The 14,633-nt window shown below is 51.7% G+C and carries 13 protein-coding genes; 10 read left to right on the forward strand and 3 right to left on the reverse strand.

What is annotated here, in order from left to right; genetic code table 11:
• The first annotated feature begins 268 nt into the window (after nucleotides 1–268).
• Nucleotides 269–637, forward strand: coding sequence for a hypothetical protein (locus RAHAQ2_RS25890; protein ID WP_014333468.1), 369 nt, complete (start codon nucleotides 269–271; stop codon nucleotides 635–637).
• Nucleotides 637–1,122, forward strand: coding sequence for a YqhG/Tai3 family protein (locus RAHAQ2_RS00995; protein WP_014333469.1), 486 nt, complete (start codon nucleotides 637–639; stop codon nucleotides 1,120–1,122). Before RAHAQ2_RS25890 ends, RAHAQ2_RS00995 begins: the two co-directional genes overlap by 1 nt.
• Before the next feature lie 263 nt (nucleotides 1,123–1,385).
• On the opposite strand, the gene RAHAQ2_RS01000 is transcribed toward RAHAQ2_RS00995, so the two are convergent.
• Both RAHAQ2_RS01000 and RAHAQ2_RS01005 read right to left on the reverse strand, forming a co-directional pair.
• Nucleotides 1,386–3,236 carry a hypothetical protein gene (locus RAHAQ2_RS01000; protein ID WP_014333470.1) on the reverse strand — a complete coding sequence of 617 codons (1,851 nt, stop codon included), beginning with the start codon at nucleotides 3,234–3,236 and terminating at the stop codon, nucleotides 1,386–1,388.
• 43 nt (nucleotides 3,237–3,279) lie between these two features.
• Nucleotides 3,280–5,376 carry a hypothetical protein gene (locus RAHAQ2_RS01005; RefSeq protein WP_014333471.1) on the reverse strand — a complete coding sequence of 699 codons (2,097 nt, stop codon included), beginning with the start codon at nucleotides 5,374–5,376 and terminating at the stop codon, nucleotides 3,280–3,282.
• A 238-nt stretch (nucleotides 5,377–5,614) separates the two neighbouring features.
• Between RAHAQ2_RS01005 and RAHAQ2_RS01010 the strand changes: the two genes are divergently transcribed.
• Nucleotides 5,615–6,310 (forward strand): pirin family protein, encoded by a 696-nt coding sequence (locus tag RAHAQ2_RS01010; protein ID WP_014333472.1) that lies wholly within the window; start codon nucleotides 5,615–5,617, stop codon nucleotides 6,308–6,310.
• A 63-nt stretch (nucleotides 6,311–6,373) separates the two neighbouring features.
• Here RAHAQ2_RS01010 and RAHAQ2_RS01015 read toward each other — a convergent pair whose 3' ends face one another.
• A complete protein-coding gene (locus RAHAQ2_RS01015) occupies nucleotides 6,374–7,630 on the reverse strand; it encodes an autotransporter family protein (RefSeq protein ID WP_014333473.1) in 1,257 nt (418 codons plus the stop codon).
• A gap of 401 nt (nucleotides 7,631–8,031) precedes the next feature.
• Between RAHAQ2_RS01015 and RAHAQ2_RS01020 the strand changes: the two genes are divergently transcribed.
• The 7 genes from RAHAQ2_RS01020 to RAHAQ2_RS01050 all read left to right on the forward strand — a co-directional run bounded on the left by RAHAQ2_RS01020 (nucleotide 8,032) and on the right by RAHAQ2_RS01050 (nucleotide 14,630).
• Nucleotides 8,032–8,355: a PTS sugar transporter subunit IIB gene (locus tag RAHAQ2_RS01020; protein WP_014333474.1), complete on the forward strand. Its 324-nt coding sequence runs from the start codon at nucleotides 8,032–8,034 to the stop codon at nucleotides 8,353–8,355.
• Complete coding sequence (locus RAHAQ2_RS01025) at nucleotides 8,352–9,680, forward strand: PTS sugar transporter subunit IIC (protein ID WP_014333475.1); 1,329 nt, start codon at nucleotides 8,352–8,354, stop codon at nucleotides 9,678–9,680. Before RAHAQ2_RS01020 ends, RAHAQ2_RS01025 begins: the two co-directional genes overlap by 4 nt.
• 46 nt (nucleotides 9,681–9,726) lie before the next feature.
• Nucleotides 9,727–11,109 carry a glycoside hydrolase family 1 protein gene (locus RAHAQ2_RS01030; protein ID WP_014333476.1) on the forward strand — a complete coding sequence of 461 codons (1,383 nt, stop codon included), beginning with the start codon at nucleotides 9,727–9,729 and terminating at the stop codon, nucleotides 11,107–11,109.
• A gap of 13 nt (nucleotides 11,110–11,122) precedes the next feature.
• Complete coding sequence (locus RAHAQ2_RS01035; RefSeq protein WP_014333477.1) at nucleotides 11,123–12,040, forward strand: LacI family DNA-binding transcriptional regulator; 918 nt, start codon at nucleotides 11,123–11,125, stop codon at nucleotides 12,038–12,040.
• 106 nt (nucleotides 12,041–12,146) lie between these two features.
• Nucleotides 12,147–13,142 (forward strand): gluconate operon transcriptional repressor GntR, encoded by a 996-nt coding sequence (gene gntR, locus RAHAQ2_RS01040; protein ID WP_014411484.1) that lies wholly within the window; start codon nucleotides 12,147–12,149, stop codon nucleotides 13,140–13,142.
• A 154-nt stretch (nucleotides 13,143–13,296) separates the two neighbouring features.
• A complete protein-coding gene (locus RAHAQ2_RS01045; RefSeq protein ID WP_014333478.1) occupies nucleotides 13,297–13,803 on the forward strand; it encodes a transposase in 507 nt (168 codons plus the stop codon).
• Entirely contained in the window at nucleotides 13,803–14,630 is an 828-nt protein-coding gene (locus RAHAQ2_RS01050; protein ID WP_238532068.1) for an IS3 family transposase, read from the forward strand. Before RAHAQ2_RS01045 ends, RAHAQ2_RS01050 begins: the two co-directional genes overlap by 1 nt.
• Nucleotides 14,631–14,633: the final 3 nt, after the last annotated feature.

Raw genomic sequence — 14,633 nt, forward strand, 5'->3', positions numbered from 1 at the left:
ACATTGCTCACATTGCTTCCAGTATTACTTAGCCAGCCTTATGCGCTGGCTTTTTTTTTCTTCATATTTTGAAAAACGTCCTTTATCTCTTTGCATGAGTCGTTCAGTTTACTGAATCATTTTGTGTGTAACGGCACCCAGAATTAGAATCAAATAAGGACTTAATATCATAGCGGAGGTTATTGAGGGGACAAGCCGGGGGCTAATCTCACTCAATAACCTCCGCTATTTTTTATTAATTTCAGATGGAAAAAGGAAAGTAAATTATATGGCATGGAACAGAGAAACAGCCGTTTCTTACGCGAGAACGCATGCGGGAGCATCTTCGCAGAGTCGTTGTGCGGAGTATACGCGAAGAGCTATAGAAGCAGGGGGCGTGGATATAGGTAATACCCGTCATGCAAAAGATTATGGGGGGAATTTAGAACGTGCGGGATTTAGGGCGGTTCCGCCAGGCTCAACATTAATTGCGGGGGATGTTGCAGTTATTCAGCCGCATCCTGGCGGTAATCAGTCGGGGCACATGACGATTTTTGACGGGACAACATGGTTTTCTGATTTCAGGCAGCGGAGCATGTACCCTGGCCCCGGTTATCGGGCGGCACAACCATCATACAAAATCTACCGGAAAGACTGATGCGGATATTCATTATTCTTGCCGTTAGCTTACTGGCTGCATGCAGCGCAAATACAAATCAGCAGGCAGGGCAGCAAGTAAAAGAGTTTTACGGCTTCTACCTCACCACCTTTGCGGGTGATACACCTCCACCCAAATATGATTCAGCTGTGATGAAAAAATATATTGCAGGGGAAACCCTTAAGCAGCTGGGGATGATTTATAAAATCCCTGAACAAGAACTTCTTGGGTCAGATTATTTCACTTATACGCAGGATTATGATGCGGCGTGGATCCCAGCATTAAAAGTTGGCGAAGCACACGATCTGATGGGTGGGAAAGTGATTAATGTGTGGTTAGGCGGAGCGCCGGAAGAGGAGTTATTGCTTTTAGAAGTTTTCGTGCGTAAAGAGGCGGGAACCTGGAAGATATATCGGGTACGTGATGTGACGAATAACTATGAAGCACCAATATTTAGCGCTGGACGTATCCAGTACGGATGGTGAAATAAAAAACCCGCGCTTAAAAGCGGGTTTTTTATAGAGCATAATCTTTATTGGCAATGATTACGGCAGGATTTTCGGAACTGAGGCCGCGTCTTTGCTGAGGTTAAAAACCCGTCCAAAACGCGTTGAAATGCAGCTTAAGGCATATCAGCATGCGTTCTTATTTCCCCACTTTGGACGCGGGCAACAACATTCGATACCTTCCAGATAATAGCAGCCAGATAAACTACGTAACTTTGATGCCTCACGAACGGGTTTTCCTCTCAGGCAAGAATCACATTCTGCTGCCATATCACCCGTTCTCCGGCGGGAGGCTGTGCAATGACGGCGCTGCCGGATAAGCGGTTGTTGAGAAACATCAGTGAACCGGCGGGTTGGGCGGTGAAAGCGGTGAAATCCAATGTTGCCTGCGTCAGCGTCGAGGAAAGGATATCGATTTGCTTTGGCTCTGTGCCGGAAAGCGTGAAGCCAACCTGATTAAACTGCGAAGCCTGAACCGACAGCGTGGAGGATTTCAGGGTGAGCGGGGCAAATTCCGGGGTGGCATTAAACGTACAACGGACAAAATTCAGCGGCGCGGTGCTGTCAAATGCATGCCCGTTGATGTCGTTAAACACCGTATCGGTAAATGTAATGTCGGCAGTGACGTTGCTTCGTACCACGGGCGCGCCGTCCTCCTGCAGGGAAAACTGGCACTGACGGATGAGGTTCGGGCGCGCAGCGCGTTGCGATGCCTGACTGATAATCAGTGTGCGATCGGCGGTACAGCCGGTCATCTGCAAACCGTCAGCATTGACCCACAACATCCCCGACTGCGGGATAGTGTCGCTGGCAATCACCACCAGATCTTCCAGTGTCAGTTCACTCACGCCGGTGCGTGCGACAAACCACGGGCAGACGTGCTTACGCACATTGATACGTTTGGCGCTGCCTCCCCAGGTGGCACCGGAATTGGCAAAGGTCATCAGGCCGGAGTTGCCGGTATAGGTAAGATCATGTTCGTACTGACCGTGGGTCACGAACGGGCCTTTTTCCGCGCTCTGCCCGCTGGCGTGACAATTTTCAACCAGGCAATATGCCGATGCCGTGAAATCATTTAAATGCCGCGCGTTGGCGACGCTGCAATCACTGACATGACCGTAAAGACAATAGATTTGCTGCGTCAGATATCCGGCACCGCCAAAGGCAGTGTTAGGCGGATTGGTGAGGGAACATTGCTGCGTAAGATAATGGGTATTCCAGCGGCGCATCACCACCGGCCAGAACGAGCCTGTCGAATGGATACCTGCGACGTTGGCATACACCGCGTATTCAAACGCTACCGGATGGCTGCCGGTGATCTGATCAGCACCCGCCCCAAAAAACTGCATATTTTTGATGGTGACGAATTTGACCGGCTCGACTTTCTGCCAGCTGATTACCCTGCCGGCCAGCAGTTCCCAGCCGTTATAATAGCCAATCTGAATATGTGTGCTGTCAGGAATGGCGATGATTTCCACCAGCTTTTGCAGCTCCCGTTCTGCCGCGCCTTTTACCGCCGCTACCTGAACCGCATACCAGTCGCCCACCTGAAAAACTGACGGATCCGTTACCGGGAAAATATCTGTTTGCTCCTGTAACGTTTCCGTCAGCGTGAAGGTGACAGGCGTGCCGGTGACGGTGCCCTGGAAAAACAGCACGGCGGCAAACGGGTCATTGACCGGTGCGCTGGCAATGCCCGCAGTGAAAACCCGGTAGTTCTGGAAATCCAGGGTGATGTCTGAGCGTGAGAAGCGATGGCGGCGCTGAAAGAGCAAATCTGAAAAAGCGAAGATCTGACTGATGGCCGGGTCATTGACTAAGGCATCCAGCGCATCGTCGGCGGGTTGATCAGCATTGAGAATACCGAAAGTGCGGAAATCGCCCACGCCCTGATGGATAAGCAGCCAGCGTCCAGTGTCCGAGTGGTCAGAACGGATGACTGTGCCGTTATTGGCGGGCAGAACGCAGTTTTTGTCCCAGTGATAATGACCACCGCCGCCGTCACCGGCCTGAAAATAACCATTAACGAAGACATTATGATCCAGACGTATTTTATGATTCTTCAGTGCGGATACAGAATTGAACGTTTTCATGGGTGAATCCTTTTAAGGCTCAGAGGTGAGCCACTTTATTTTGTTATATCTCCGTATTTTCAACCACAATATGCGGCCCTGTACTGGCTGGCACAACAGATGCGGTATTTATCATAATATTGTTCTGTTCAATAAAATAAGACGGACGGGAAAATGCCTTATCTGTGAATAATCGCTTACCGTGCGTGAATGTCACGTGATGCGCGTGATAATGATTAATACCGGTGGTAATTTGAATATGAAGCTGATTGTCACCGGTCACTTCACTTTGCAGGGGGCCTAACCGCCAGGTCACAGGATGTTCGCCGGTGCGTGAAAGTAAAGGTCCGGCGGCCTCATCTCCGGCCAGCGTGGAATCACCATTAATAACGATTTTCTGAGGGTGATCTGCGGTTAAAATAAGAGACACATTTTCAAGACGGCAGGCGTTAAAGTTAATTTCTTTATTTTTGATTAACAGCGAGACATCTTTATCCGTGCCTTTGAACTGGCAATGGGAAAAATACAGCAGTGAACGGCCATTAATGGAGTTCCGGGCTTCGGCCGCCGGATGGGAAACAATAAACGGGTCGTCCGGTGCCAGATTACTGATAGTGGAATCATGACGCGGATCCAGCACAAACCCGCAGTTTTCAAATACATTCATTTTAATGCTGCCCTGACTGTTTTGCACTAACGTCAGTTCGCCGCTAAGGCTGCAGTTTTGCACGGTCAGTCCGTCGCAATTAAGACGTAATATACCGAGATTTTCCTGTTCCACATTCCGGTAAATACAGACATCCGTTAATGTCAGATCGGTAACGTGAGTATCGGCTGTCAGCATGGAACAACGGTGCTGGCTGACGACAATACGTGCCGCCGACTGGCCCCAGCTTTCACCTGAATTAGCCAGCGTCAGAATGCCGGAATTGGCGGTAAAGCGCAGGTCATGTTCATACTGACCGTGCGTCACGAAGGCGCCGGAGCTGTCACCGTTGCTGTGACAGTTATGCACGACGCAGGAAGAGCAGGCGGTGAAATCGTTAAGATGCCGGGCATTGGATGCCGTACAGTCGGTAATCGCACCATACTGACAGTAAATTTGCTGGGTCAGATAGCCTGCGCCGCCCCAGGAAACCGAAGGCGGATTCGTCAGTGAGCATTGTTCGGTGCGAAAGAAGGTATTCCAGCGGCGGAAAATGACTGACCAGAATGTCCCCTGCGCATGAACGTTCAGGACATCGCAATAAATGGCATATTCGAAAGCGACCGGCTGAGAACTGCTATTGGCCAACTGTCCCTCTGCGAAATAATACATATTTTGGATACAGACATTGTTAACCGGCGTGACTTTGCGCCAGTGCAACTGACTTTGTGCTTCCAGCGCCCAGCCGCTTCTGTAATTAAGCCGGATGTGCGTTTCATCAATGCGTTCAGTCACCTGTACCAGTCGTTGTATTTTTCGTTCCCAGTGGCCGGATATTTTGTCAGATGCCAGGCAATACCACTGACCGACAGGATATAAATCACTGTCCTCTACCGGATAGATTTCTGATAGTAATGGTAAAGGATCCCTGAGAACGGATACTGATGTTTGCTCTTCAGCCAGGCCCCTGAAAGAGAAAATAGCCGAAAGATAGTTGTCTTTGGGCTCTGCCAGGATTTCCAGCCCCGTCGCGGTTACTGTCTGGCCATTAAAATCAAGGGTGATATTCGAACGGTTAAAGCGGTGGCGTGATATGAAATTTAGCGAGGTATGCGCTTCAATCCGGTGAATCAGTGGATCACTTACCATCGCCTTCAGTGCAGCATCCGCAGCATTCTGTCGGTTAACTATACCAAACTGACGAAAATCCATAACGCCGTTATGTAATTGCAGCCAGCGGCCTTTAGCGGTTTTTAAAGAGGAAATCACGGTGCCCTGATTGGCCTCTCTCTCACTGTTCGCATCCCAGTAAACCAGCTTTGGCGCACCATCTCCGGCAAAGTGATAGCCAAAAACCACCGCGCAGGTCCTGTCAGCAGGCGCAGAGAGGTTTCTTAACGCCATAATATTGCCCGCGCAAATCATTTTATCCGGATTAATTTCAACAGATTTAAATAATCCCGCCGACACTACACCACCGGTGATCCCCGCGATCAACTCGCGGCGGTTAATCATGATAATTTCCGGGAACAGATGTCACATTAATTTCCCTTAAGGAGTTTGCTCTTTGAGTATTGTACGGATGGGTAATTAAGCAAATTATATGAGAACAATTCGCCTCACCCCTTTCTCAAATCCTTTGGATTGAGTCACCTGCATTTGTTCATATTTTTTGAACAGAGGGGTGAAGTTTTTACGCTTTCTTATTCTCAGCCGTTGACTAGACTAGAGAAAACATTGAGGAGAGTTGAACATGATCTATTTACGTCAGGCACAAGAACGCGGTCACGCCAGTCACGGCTGGCTGGAAAGCTGGCATACCTTCTCTTTCGCCGATTATTACGATGCGCAATTCATGGGATTCTCCGCACTGCGGGTGATCAATGAAGACTTTATCGATGCAGGGCAGGGATTTGGTAAGCATCCGCATAAAGACATGGAAATTCTGACCTATGTGCTGGAAGGCACGGTGGAGCATCAGGACAGCATGGGCAATAAAGAACAAATCCAGGCCGGTGAGTTCCAGATTATGAGCGCCGGTACCGGGGTGACGCACTCGGAGTACAACGGTAACAGTGACCGTAAACTGCACCTGTATCAGATCTGGATTATTCCAAATCAGAAAGGGCTGGAACCGCGTTACGAACAGCGCATGTTCGATGCGCCGCAGGGCCGTCAGTTAGTGCTTTCCCCTGATGCCCGCGATGGCTCGCTGAAAGTCTTCCAGGATATGGAATTGTCCCGCTGGGCGCTGAAAAAAGACGAACAGTCTGTATATCAGATTCAGGCTGAACGCCGTGTGTGGATCCAGGTCGTTAAAGGCACGGTTTCCATTAACGGCCAGAAAGCCGGCCCGAGTGATGCGCTGGCGATCTGGGATGAAACGGCGCTGTCCGTTCACGCGGATGAAGACAGCGAAATCCTGCTGTTCGATCTGCCGCCAGTCTGATAATGGGGAAGTCAAAAGCAAAAGGCGGTGCTCCGGCATCGCCTTTTTTGCATCATTCATTCGTCATTTGAAGCTGACATTAATACCGATATTGCCCCGGTAACCTTCCTGTTTGCCGTCAAAGCCACGCTGATAATTTACGCTGGTGTAAAACGATGAATTTCTGCTCAGCGGTGCGGTGATCCCGCCGCCTGCTTTCCAGGCGCTTTGCGTGAAGTCAGGTGAAATCTCAGTGCTGCCGATGGTGACGGCGGGCGCATCGCTGAAAGTCGTTACCGCATCAAGGTTCAGGTACGGCGTAATGTTGGGCTGATCTATTTGCGGCAGATGAGAAAGCCGCAGACCGGCCCGTGCCTGCACGCTGCTGTCAGTCGTTTTTTCCACCGAGGCTATACCGTCACTGAACCCTTTCATGTGCAGATACTGATAAATCACCTGCGTCTGAGGTTCGAGCCTCCAGCTTTGGGTTATCGCAAACGGGATGCCGCCTTCGGCTGAAAACGCCACACTGTAGCCATCCTGGCTGGCGTCGCTTTCACTGTGAAAATCGGTGCGGTAAGCGGTGTATTGCCCGACGAAATCCAGATACGCACCCTCATGGGTTTTCAGGGTGTAATAACCGCCAATGCCGTAAGCATCGGTGGAGATATCCCCGGTGTCGGCGGATCCACCGACCAGACCGCGGGCGCTGTCCGAGGTATTCGTTTTTTGATCGCCCAGCGTAATCATCACACCGGCGTGCACGTCGTTGCCACGCGGGGTGGCATCCTGATACAAATCCTTGCCGATCTGCACATAACGAATATCGCTGTCAAAACTGAAGTGTCCGATATCGTAATTATCATGTGTTCCGCCGACGCGTGCCCATGCGCCATCCTGAGTGTGTTTGACGCTGGCGCCGGTACGTTCGTGATAAGACCCCATTGAGTTAAAGCCGTACTGCCGGTTAAGGAAAGGTGCGGCAATGTAACCCACGATATCCGTCCGGTAGGCGATCACCGGTTTAGGTATCGGTTGCGGTGTGGGTTCTGGTGCCGGATTCAGATCAGGCACCGCTTCCGGTTCCGGCAGCGGCACCGGCTCCGGATAAGTGCGTAAATACCTGTCTTTCGGCGAGGTCTTGCCGCCTTTATACAGGTAATAATCGAACGCGCCTGCACTGACTTTTTTCAGCAATTTCGGCGACGAGGCATTATGATCATTTGTCAGAATCAGTGGCGCGGTGTAATTCGCCGCACTGGCACTCATGATGAATATATCAGGCAGGCAAAGTATCAGCAGAATAAATCGTATGATATGACGGTATATAAACCCCGGCATCGGGCATTCCTTACAGATAATAAGCGGTAATTGCCGGGCAGTGTATTTATTAATCTTCAGTGGATAAAATCATTCGATATCACTTTTTAACAGAACGCAGTCAATGATATTCATTGGATTTGGTTTTTATTTTTGATAACCCAAAATATTTTCTTGATGCGCTATTTCATGCTCCGGTGATAATTGTTATGTGTTTTTCCCTTTAGCTTGTCTTCTTTCCTGCGCGAATGACATTTATCAAAAGTGTGAAATGTTTCACATTGCCGCACAATCGGTGCGAAATTTTATGAACAGGTTCGCACATTTCCCCGGAAGCCATGGAAACCGGTTTCCATAAAGCCTCAAATACCTCCGGCAGGCTAAAACGGGCAGAAATATTAATCATTCTGGAGTGAAGCAAAATGAAAAGAATCATGCTTTGTTGTTCGGCGGGGATGTCGACCAGTTTGTTGGTGCGCAAGATGAAAGAAGTGGCCGCGGAACGCGGGGAAGAAGTGCAGATTGACGCATTCGGTGCCAGCGAGTTTGACGAAAAATTCCGCGATTATCAGGTGGTGCTGCTCGGGCCGCAGGTGCGTTACATGCAGGCTGATTTGTCGGCCAGAGCGGCAGAATTCAACATTCCGGTCGAAACCATCAACATGATGGATTATGGCATGCAGCGCGGCGATAACGTGCTCGACTTCGCCTTCGGCCTGATCGCACAGGAAGGAAGCCGCGTATGAGTGGCCTTTATCAGGCGATGGTTAACGTCATCGAAAAACACATCACGCCACTGGCGGGCAGCGTCGGGCAACAGCGGCATGTCATTGCCATCCGCGACGGCTTTATCGCGGCGCTGCCATTTATGATTATCGGCTCCTTTATGCTGGTCTTCATCTTCCCGCCTTTCTCGCCGGACACCACCCTGGGATTCGCGCGCGGCTGGCTGGATCTGTCGCTGAAATACCGCGAACAACTGATGTTGCCGTGGTATCTGAGCATGGGCGTCATGACGTTCTTTATTTCGGTGGGCATTGGTGCGAGCCTCGGTAAGCACTACAAACTCGATCCGATCATGACCGGTTTGCTGGCGTTTATGGCTTTTCTGCTGGTGGCCGCGCCGTATCACGATAAACAAATCTCCACCCAATATTTCTCCGGCGAAGGCATCTTCACCGCCATTCTGACGGCGATTTATGCCGCTGAAGTGTATGCGTTGCTTAAACGCCGCAACATCACCATCCGCCTGCCGAAAGAAGTGCCGACCGGCGTGGCGCGCTCGTTTGAGATTCTGATCCCGGTGGTGGTGATTGTCGCCACGCTCCATCCGCTGAACCTGTTTATTCAGTCCACCACCGGCATGATTATTCCGGAAGCCATCATGCATTTGCTGGCACCGCTGGTGTCTGCCTCGGATTCCCTGCCGGCGATTTTAATTTCAGTGTTTATCTGTCAGGTGCTGTGGTTTGCGGGGATCCATGGCGCGCTGATCGTCACCGGCATCATGAACCCGTTCTGGATGACCAATCTGGCGCTCAATCAGACGGCGTTGCAGGCCGGTGCGCCATTGCCACACATTTACCTGCAAGGATTCTGGGATCACTATCTGTTGATTGGAGGCGTGGGGTCGACCTTACCGCTGGCGATTTTATTGCTGTGCAGTAAGGCCGTGCATCTGCGCACTATTGGCCGGATGGGGGTAGTGCCGAGCTTCTTCAACATCAACGAACCGATCCTGTTCGGCACGCCGATTATCATGAATCCGGTGTTCTTCCTGCCGTTTACGCTGGTGCCGATGCTGAACGCTATTTTTGCTTACACCGCCACAAAACTGGGCTGGGTCGCGCAGGTGGTCTCGCTCACACCCTGGACCACTCCCGCGCCGATTGGTGCGTCATGGGCCGCAAACTGGGCATTCAGCCCGGTAATTATGTGCCTGTTCTGTATGGTGTTATCAGCCGTAATGTATTACCCGTTCCTGAAAGCCTATGAACGTACGTTGCTGAAACAGGAAGCGGAAAAAGCCACGGCACAGACGGCGGGCAATGCCGTGCCGGCGAATTCTTAACCATTCACAGTTAAAAACGTAAAGCTAACGGACAGCGAGGATCACGATGAAATACGCATTTCCAAAAGAATTCTGGTGGGGCAGTGCCAGCTCAGCGCCGCAGACGGAAGGTGAAACACTGAGCCACGGCAAAAGCGCGACGGTATGGGATCACTGGTATTCACAGCAGCCGACACGTTTTCACAACGACGTCGGCCCGCAGGATACATCGACGTTTTATAAAAACTGGCGCGAAGATATCGCGCTGCTGAAACAGCTGAACCACAACACGTTTCGTACGTCGATTTCCTGGGCGCGTTTAATTCCCAACGGACGCGGCGACGTCAATCAGGAAGCGGTCACTTTTTATAATCAGGTGATCGACGAAATGCTGGCGCAGGGTGTGCAGCCGTTTATCAATTTGTTCCACTTCGATATGCCGATGGCGATGCAGGAAATCGGCGGCTGGGAAAACCGCGAGGTGGTGCAGGCTTATGCAAAATATGCCGATACCTGTTTTGAACTGTTCGGTGACCGTGTGAAGCACTGGTTCACCTTCAACGAACCGGTGGTGCCGGTGGAAGGCGGCTATCTGTATGATTTCCATTACCCGAACGTGGTGGATTTCAAACGCGCGGCCACCGTGGCGTATCACACCATGCTGGCGCATTCGCTGGCGGTAAAAGCCTACCGTGCCCGCCATCTCAGCGGCGAAATCGGCATTATCCTCAACCTGACGCCGTCTTACCCGCGGTCACAGAATCCGGCTGACCTGAAAGCCGCTAACATTGCGGACCTGATGTTTAACCGCAGTTTCCTCGACCCGGCGCTGCGCGGTGAATATCCGCAGGAACTGGTGGAACTGCTGAAAAAGCACCATCAGCTTCCGGCCTGCCAGCAGGGCGACAAAGAGCTGCTGCAACAGGGTGTGGTAGATTTGCTCGGCATCAACTATTACCAGCCGCGCCGCATTCAGTGCCGCGACAGTATGGTCAATCCTGAAAGTCCGTTTATGCCGGAATGGTTCTTCGATAACTATGTCATGCCGGGCCGCAAAATGAACCCGCACCGTGGCTGGGAAATCTACGAACAAGGCATTTACGATATCCTGACTAATCTGCGTGAAAACTACGGCAATCCGCGCTGTTTCATTTCCGAAAACGGCATGGGCGTAGAGCATGAACTGCGCTTCGAAAAGGACGGCAGGATTGAGGATGATTACCGCATCGAGTTTGTCAGCGGGCACCTGAAGTGGCTGCACCGGGCGTTGCAGGAAGGCAGCGGCTGTCTCGGCTATCACATGTGGACATTTATTGATTGCTGGTCATGGATGAATGCCTATAAAAACCGGTATGGTTTTATCCAGCTGGATCTGGAAACGCAGAAGCGTACGGTGAAGAAAAGCGGCGAATGGTTCGCGGCGGTGTCTAAAAATAACGGTTTCGATTAACGCAAGGAAAGACATGGCAAACATTAACGACGTTTCGCGGCTGGCGAAGGTGTCGAAAGCGACGGTGTCCCGTGTCCTGAGTGGCAGCCGCGGTGTCAAAGAAGAAAGCCGCCTGGCTGTGATGCAGGCGGTTGAAACACTGCAATACAAACCGAGTGTGATTGCGCAGTCGCTGTCCACGCAGTCCACCGGTTGTATCGGGGTCATTTGCGCGACCGAAAACATCAATCAGTCGACCGGTTATCTCCACGCGCTGGAAAAAGAGTTGCGGCTGAATCAGAAATATTTGCTGCTGCGTTTTGCCACCGACGCGGCGAGCCTGACGCATTCCGTGGACGAAATCGGCAGAGGATTGTGCGATGCGATGATTGTGATCGGCGCCCGTTTTCCGCTGCCAAAACTGCCCGACAACGTCATCACCATTGACTGTCTGGATGCGGATTCAGAGCGCAGTATTCATTTTGACCGCAGCTTTGCCGCCGAAACCGCCTGTCAGTATGTGCTGAAACAAGGGCGCAGACAGATTGCCCTGATCAATCCGGAGAGTCATGAAACCGCCGGACAAATCCTTCAGGGATATCACCTCGCGCTGGAGAAATTTCTGTTGCCCTATGACCGGCGGCTGGTACACAGCGGGGCCGATGCGCTGACGCAACTGCTGGCGCAGAACGTGCCGTTCAATGCGTTGCTGGTGCCGGACGATGCCACCGCGCAGGACGCACTTCGCCAGCTGATGCAACGCGGGCGCGCGGTGCCGGAAAACGTGATGGTGTTTAGCCTCGACAGCACGCTGCCGCCGGGTGTTTCTGCCGTTCCGGCCATTGCCTATCCGCTGGAAACACTGGCGCAACGAGCCATGGCGCTGCTGACCGGTCAGTTTTCCGCCAGCGTCAGTGCGCCGGTTCGCGGCCAGCTCTCTTTACCTTCCTGACAAATCTCTCATGTCGCGCAGCAACGGATATCCGCCTGCGCGAATGTTTGCTAACATCACTCTCTGATCCCTTAACCTTTTCAGCGGCACCATCTCATTGATGAATATGAAGAAAAAAAGACCCGTACTCCAGGATGTTGCCGACAAAGTGGGCGTCACAAAAATGACGGTCAGCCGTTATTTACGTAATCCTGAACAGGTTTCCGGCGCGTTGCAGGAAAAGATTTCAGCGGCACTCGACGAGCTGGGTTATATCCCCAACCGTGCCCCTGACATTCTTTCCAACGCAAAAAGCCGCGCCATCGGCGTGCTGCTGCCGTCGCTGACCAACCAGGTGTTTGCGGAAGTGCTGCGTGGCATCGAAAGCGTGACCGATATCCACGGCTATCAGACCATGCTGGCGCACTACGGCTACAGCCAGGAGCGGGAAGAACAGCGCCTGACCTCACTGCTTTCCTACAATATCGACGGGCTGATTTTGTCCGAACGCCATCACACGGCGCGAACGCTGAAGATGATTGAAGTGGCCGGTATTCCGGTGGTGGAGATGATGGATTGCGTGTCGCCGTGCGTGGATCTGGCGGTTGGCTTCAACAACTTCGAAGCCGCACGACAGATGACGCAACAAATTATCGCGCGCGGCCATCGTCATGTGGTGTATTTCGGCGCTCGGCAGGATGAACGTACCATTATCAAACAGCAGGGTTACGAGCAGGCGATGCGTGAATCCGGGCTGGAGCCTTACAGTGTGATGACCAGCCGTTCTTCCAGCTACAGCGGCGGCGCGGAATTACTGCGACAGGCGCAAAAAGACTGGCCACAAATCGACAGTATTTTCTGCACCAACGATGACCTCGCGGCGGGCGCATTCTTTGAATGTCAGCGTCAGGGGCTGAAAATCCCTTCACAAATGGCGATTGCCGGTTTTCATGGGCACAACATGGGACAGGCGATGGAGCCACCGCTCGCCAGCGTGCTGACACCGCGCGAAAGAATGGGGCAAATCTCCGCCGAACGCCTGCTGGCGAGACTTCGCGGCGAAGAAGTGGTGCCGAGAATGGTGGATGTGGGGTTTACGATATCTGCGGGTGGAAGCATCTGATCTTTTACTCCTTCCCCTCTCACGAGGGGAAGGCTGGGATGGGGGGTGGGTTTTGCGGATGACAGCGCTGCCATTAAAACCCCCTCCCGACCTCCCCCTTCGCATGAACTGAACCCCGAATGTTGGACGTTTTAATCCTCATTCGGAGTTTAGTATGAAGTACGATTTTCAAATCAAAATGATAGCCGTCAGGCACTATCTTGACGGCCATGATGGCTTCAAAATTACCGCCCGCAAATATCAGGTTCCGGCATCCTCACTTCGTGCATGGACTGCCGCCTATCAATTTCACGGTGAGCAGGCTTTTCGTAAGGCGACTCGCATCTATTCCGAACAGTTTCGTGCTCATGTCGTGGATGTGACTCTTCGCGAACATCTTTCTATGCGTTCTGCCGCCGCCCGATTTAATATTGCTGATTATCAGACAATCAAACGCTGGATCCTGGCTGCTAAAAACTCAGCTTTTCCAGCTCTGAAAGAGAGGAATAACATGGCGCAGAAAACGCAAAAACCTGAGATAAAGCCTGAAGACATGACGCCTGCCGAGCTTCTGGAAGAGGTGCGCTATCTGCGTGCTGAACGCGCTTACAACGAAAAGCTCGACGCCCTGATGAAGTCAAAAACAGAACGGAAGAAAAAATCCACGCCATCAGGGCATTAATCGGAGAACACCGTCTCCAGGATCTGTTGAAATCTGCGAGGTTGCCACGAAGCACCTGGTACTGGTGGCAATCGCGGGAGCAAGCCGGGGATGACGTGACGTTATGTGACGCCATCGGGCAACTGGCCATCCGCCATAAGCGGTGCTATGGCTATCGCCGCGTCACGTTAGAACTGCGCAATCAGGGCGTGCGGGTCAATCATAAAAAGGTGTTCCGCCTGATGCGGGAAATGGATGTACAGGCGCGGGTGCGGCCTAAAAAATACCGGAGTTATAAGGACGATATCGGGATGGCGCCAGCGCCCAATCTGCTGAGACGGAAATTTAACGCCTCCGGACCGGGGGTAAAGCTGGTGACGGATGTTACCGAGTTCAATGTGGGCGGGGATAAACTGTATTTATCGCCGGTCATGGATTTATACAATGCAGAAATCATCGCGATGAGTATAGGTACGCGGCCGACTTTCGAGCTGACTGAAAAGATGCTAAATGATTTACTTACATCAGGTTACGTCAGAAAAAAAGCCATTCTACATAGCGATCAGGGCTGGCAATATAGGATGCCTTCGTGGCAAAAAAGGCTCAAAGAGGCAGGGATAAGACAGAGCATGTCGCGAAAAGGCAATTGCTATGACAATGCCGCAATGGAAAGCTTTTTTGCGGTGTTGAAGACGGAGATGTTCCACGGTTATAAGTTCGAGAGCAGGGAAAAACTGGCTGAGTCGATAGAAGCGTATGTCGCTTACTATAACCACGATAGAATAAAGATGAAGTTGGGTGGAATGAGTCCAGCAGATTACCGGACTCAAATGTTCCCCCTGCACTAACCT

This window comes from Rahnella aquatilis CIP 78.65 = ATCC 33071, assembly GCF_000241955.1.
Lineage (GTDB): Bacteria > Pseudomonadota > Gammaproteobacteria > Enterobacterales > Enterobacteriaceae > Rahnella > Rahnella aquatilis.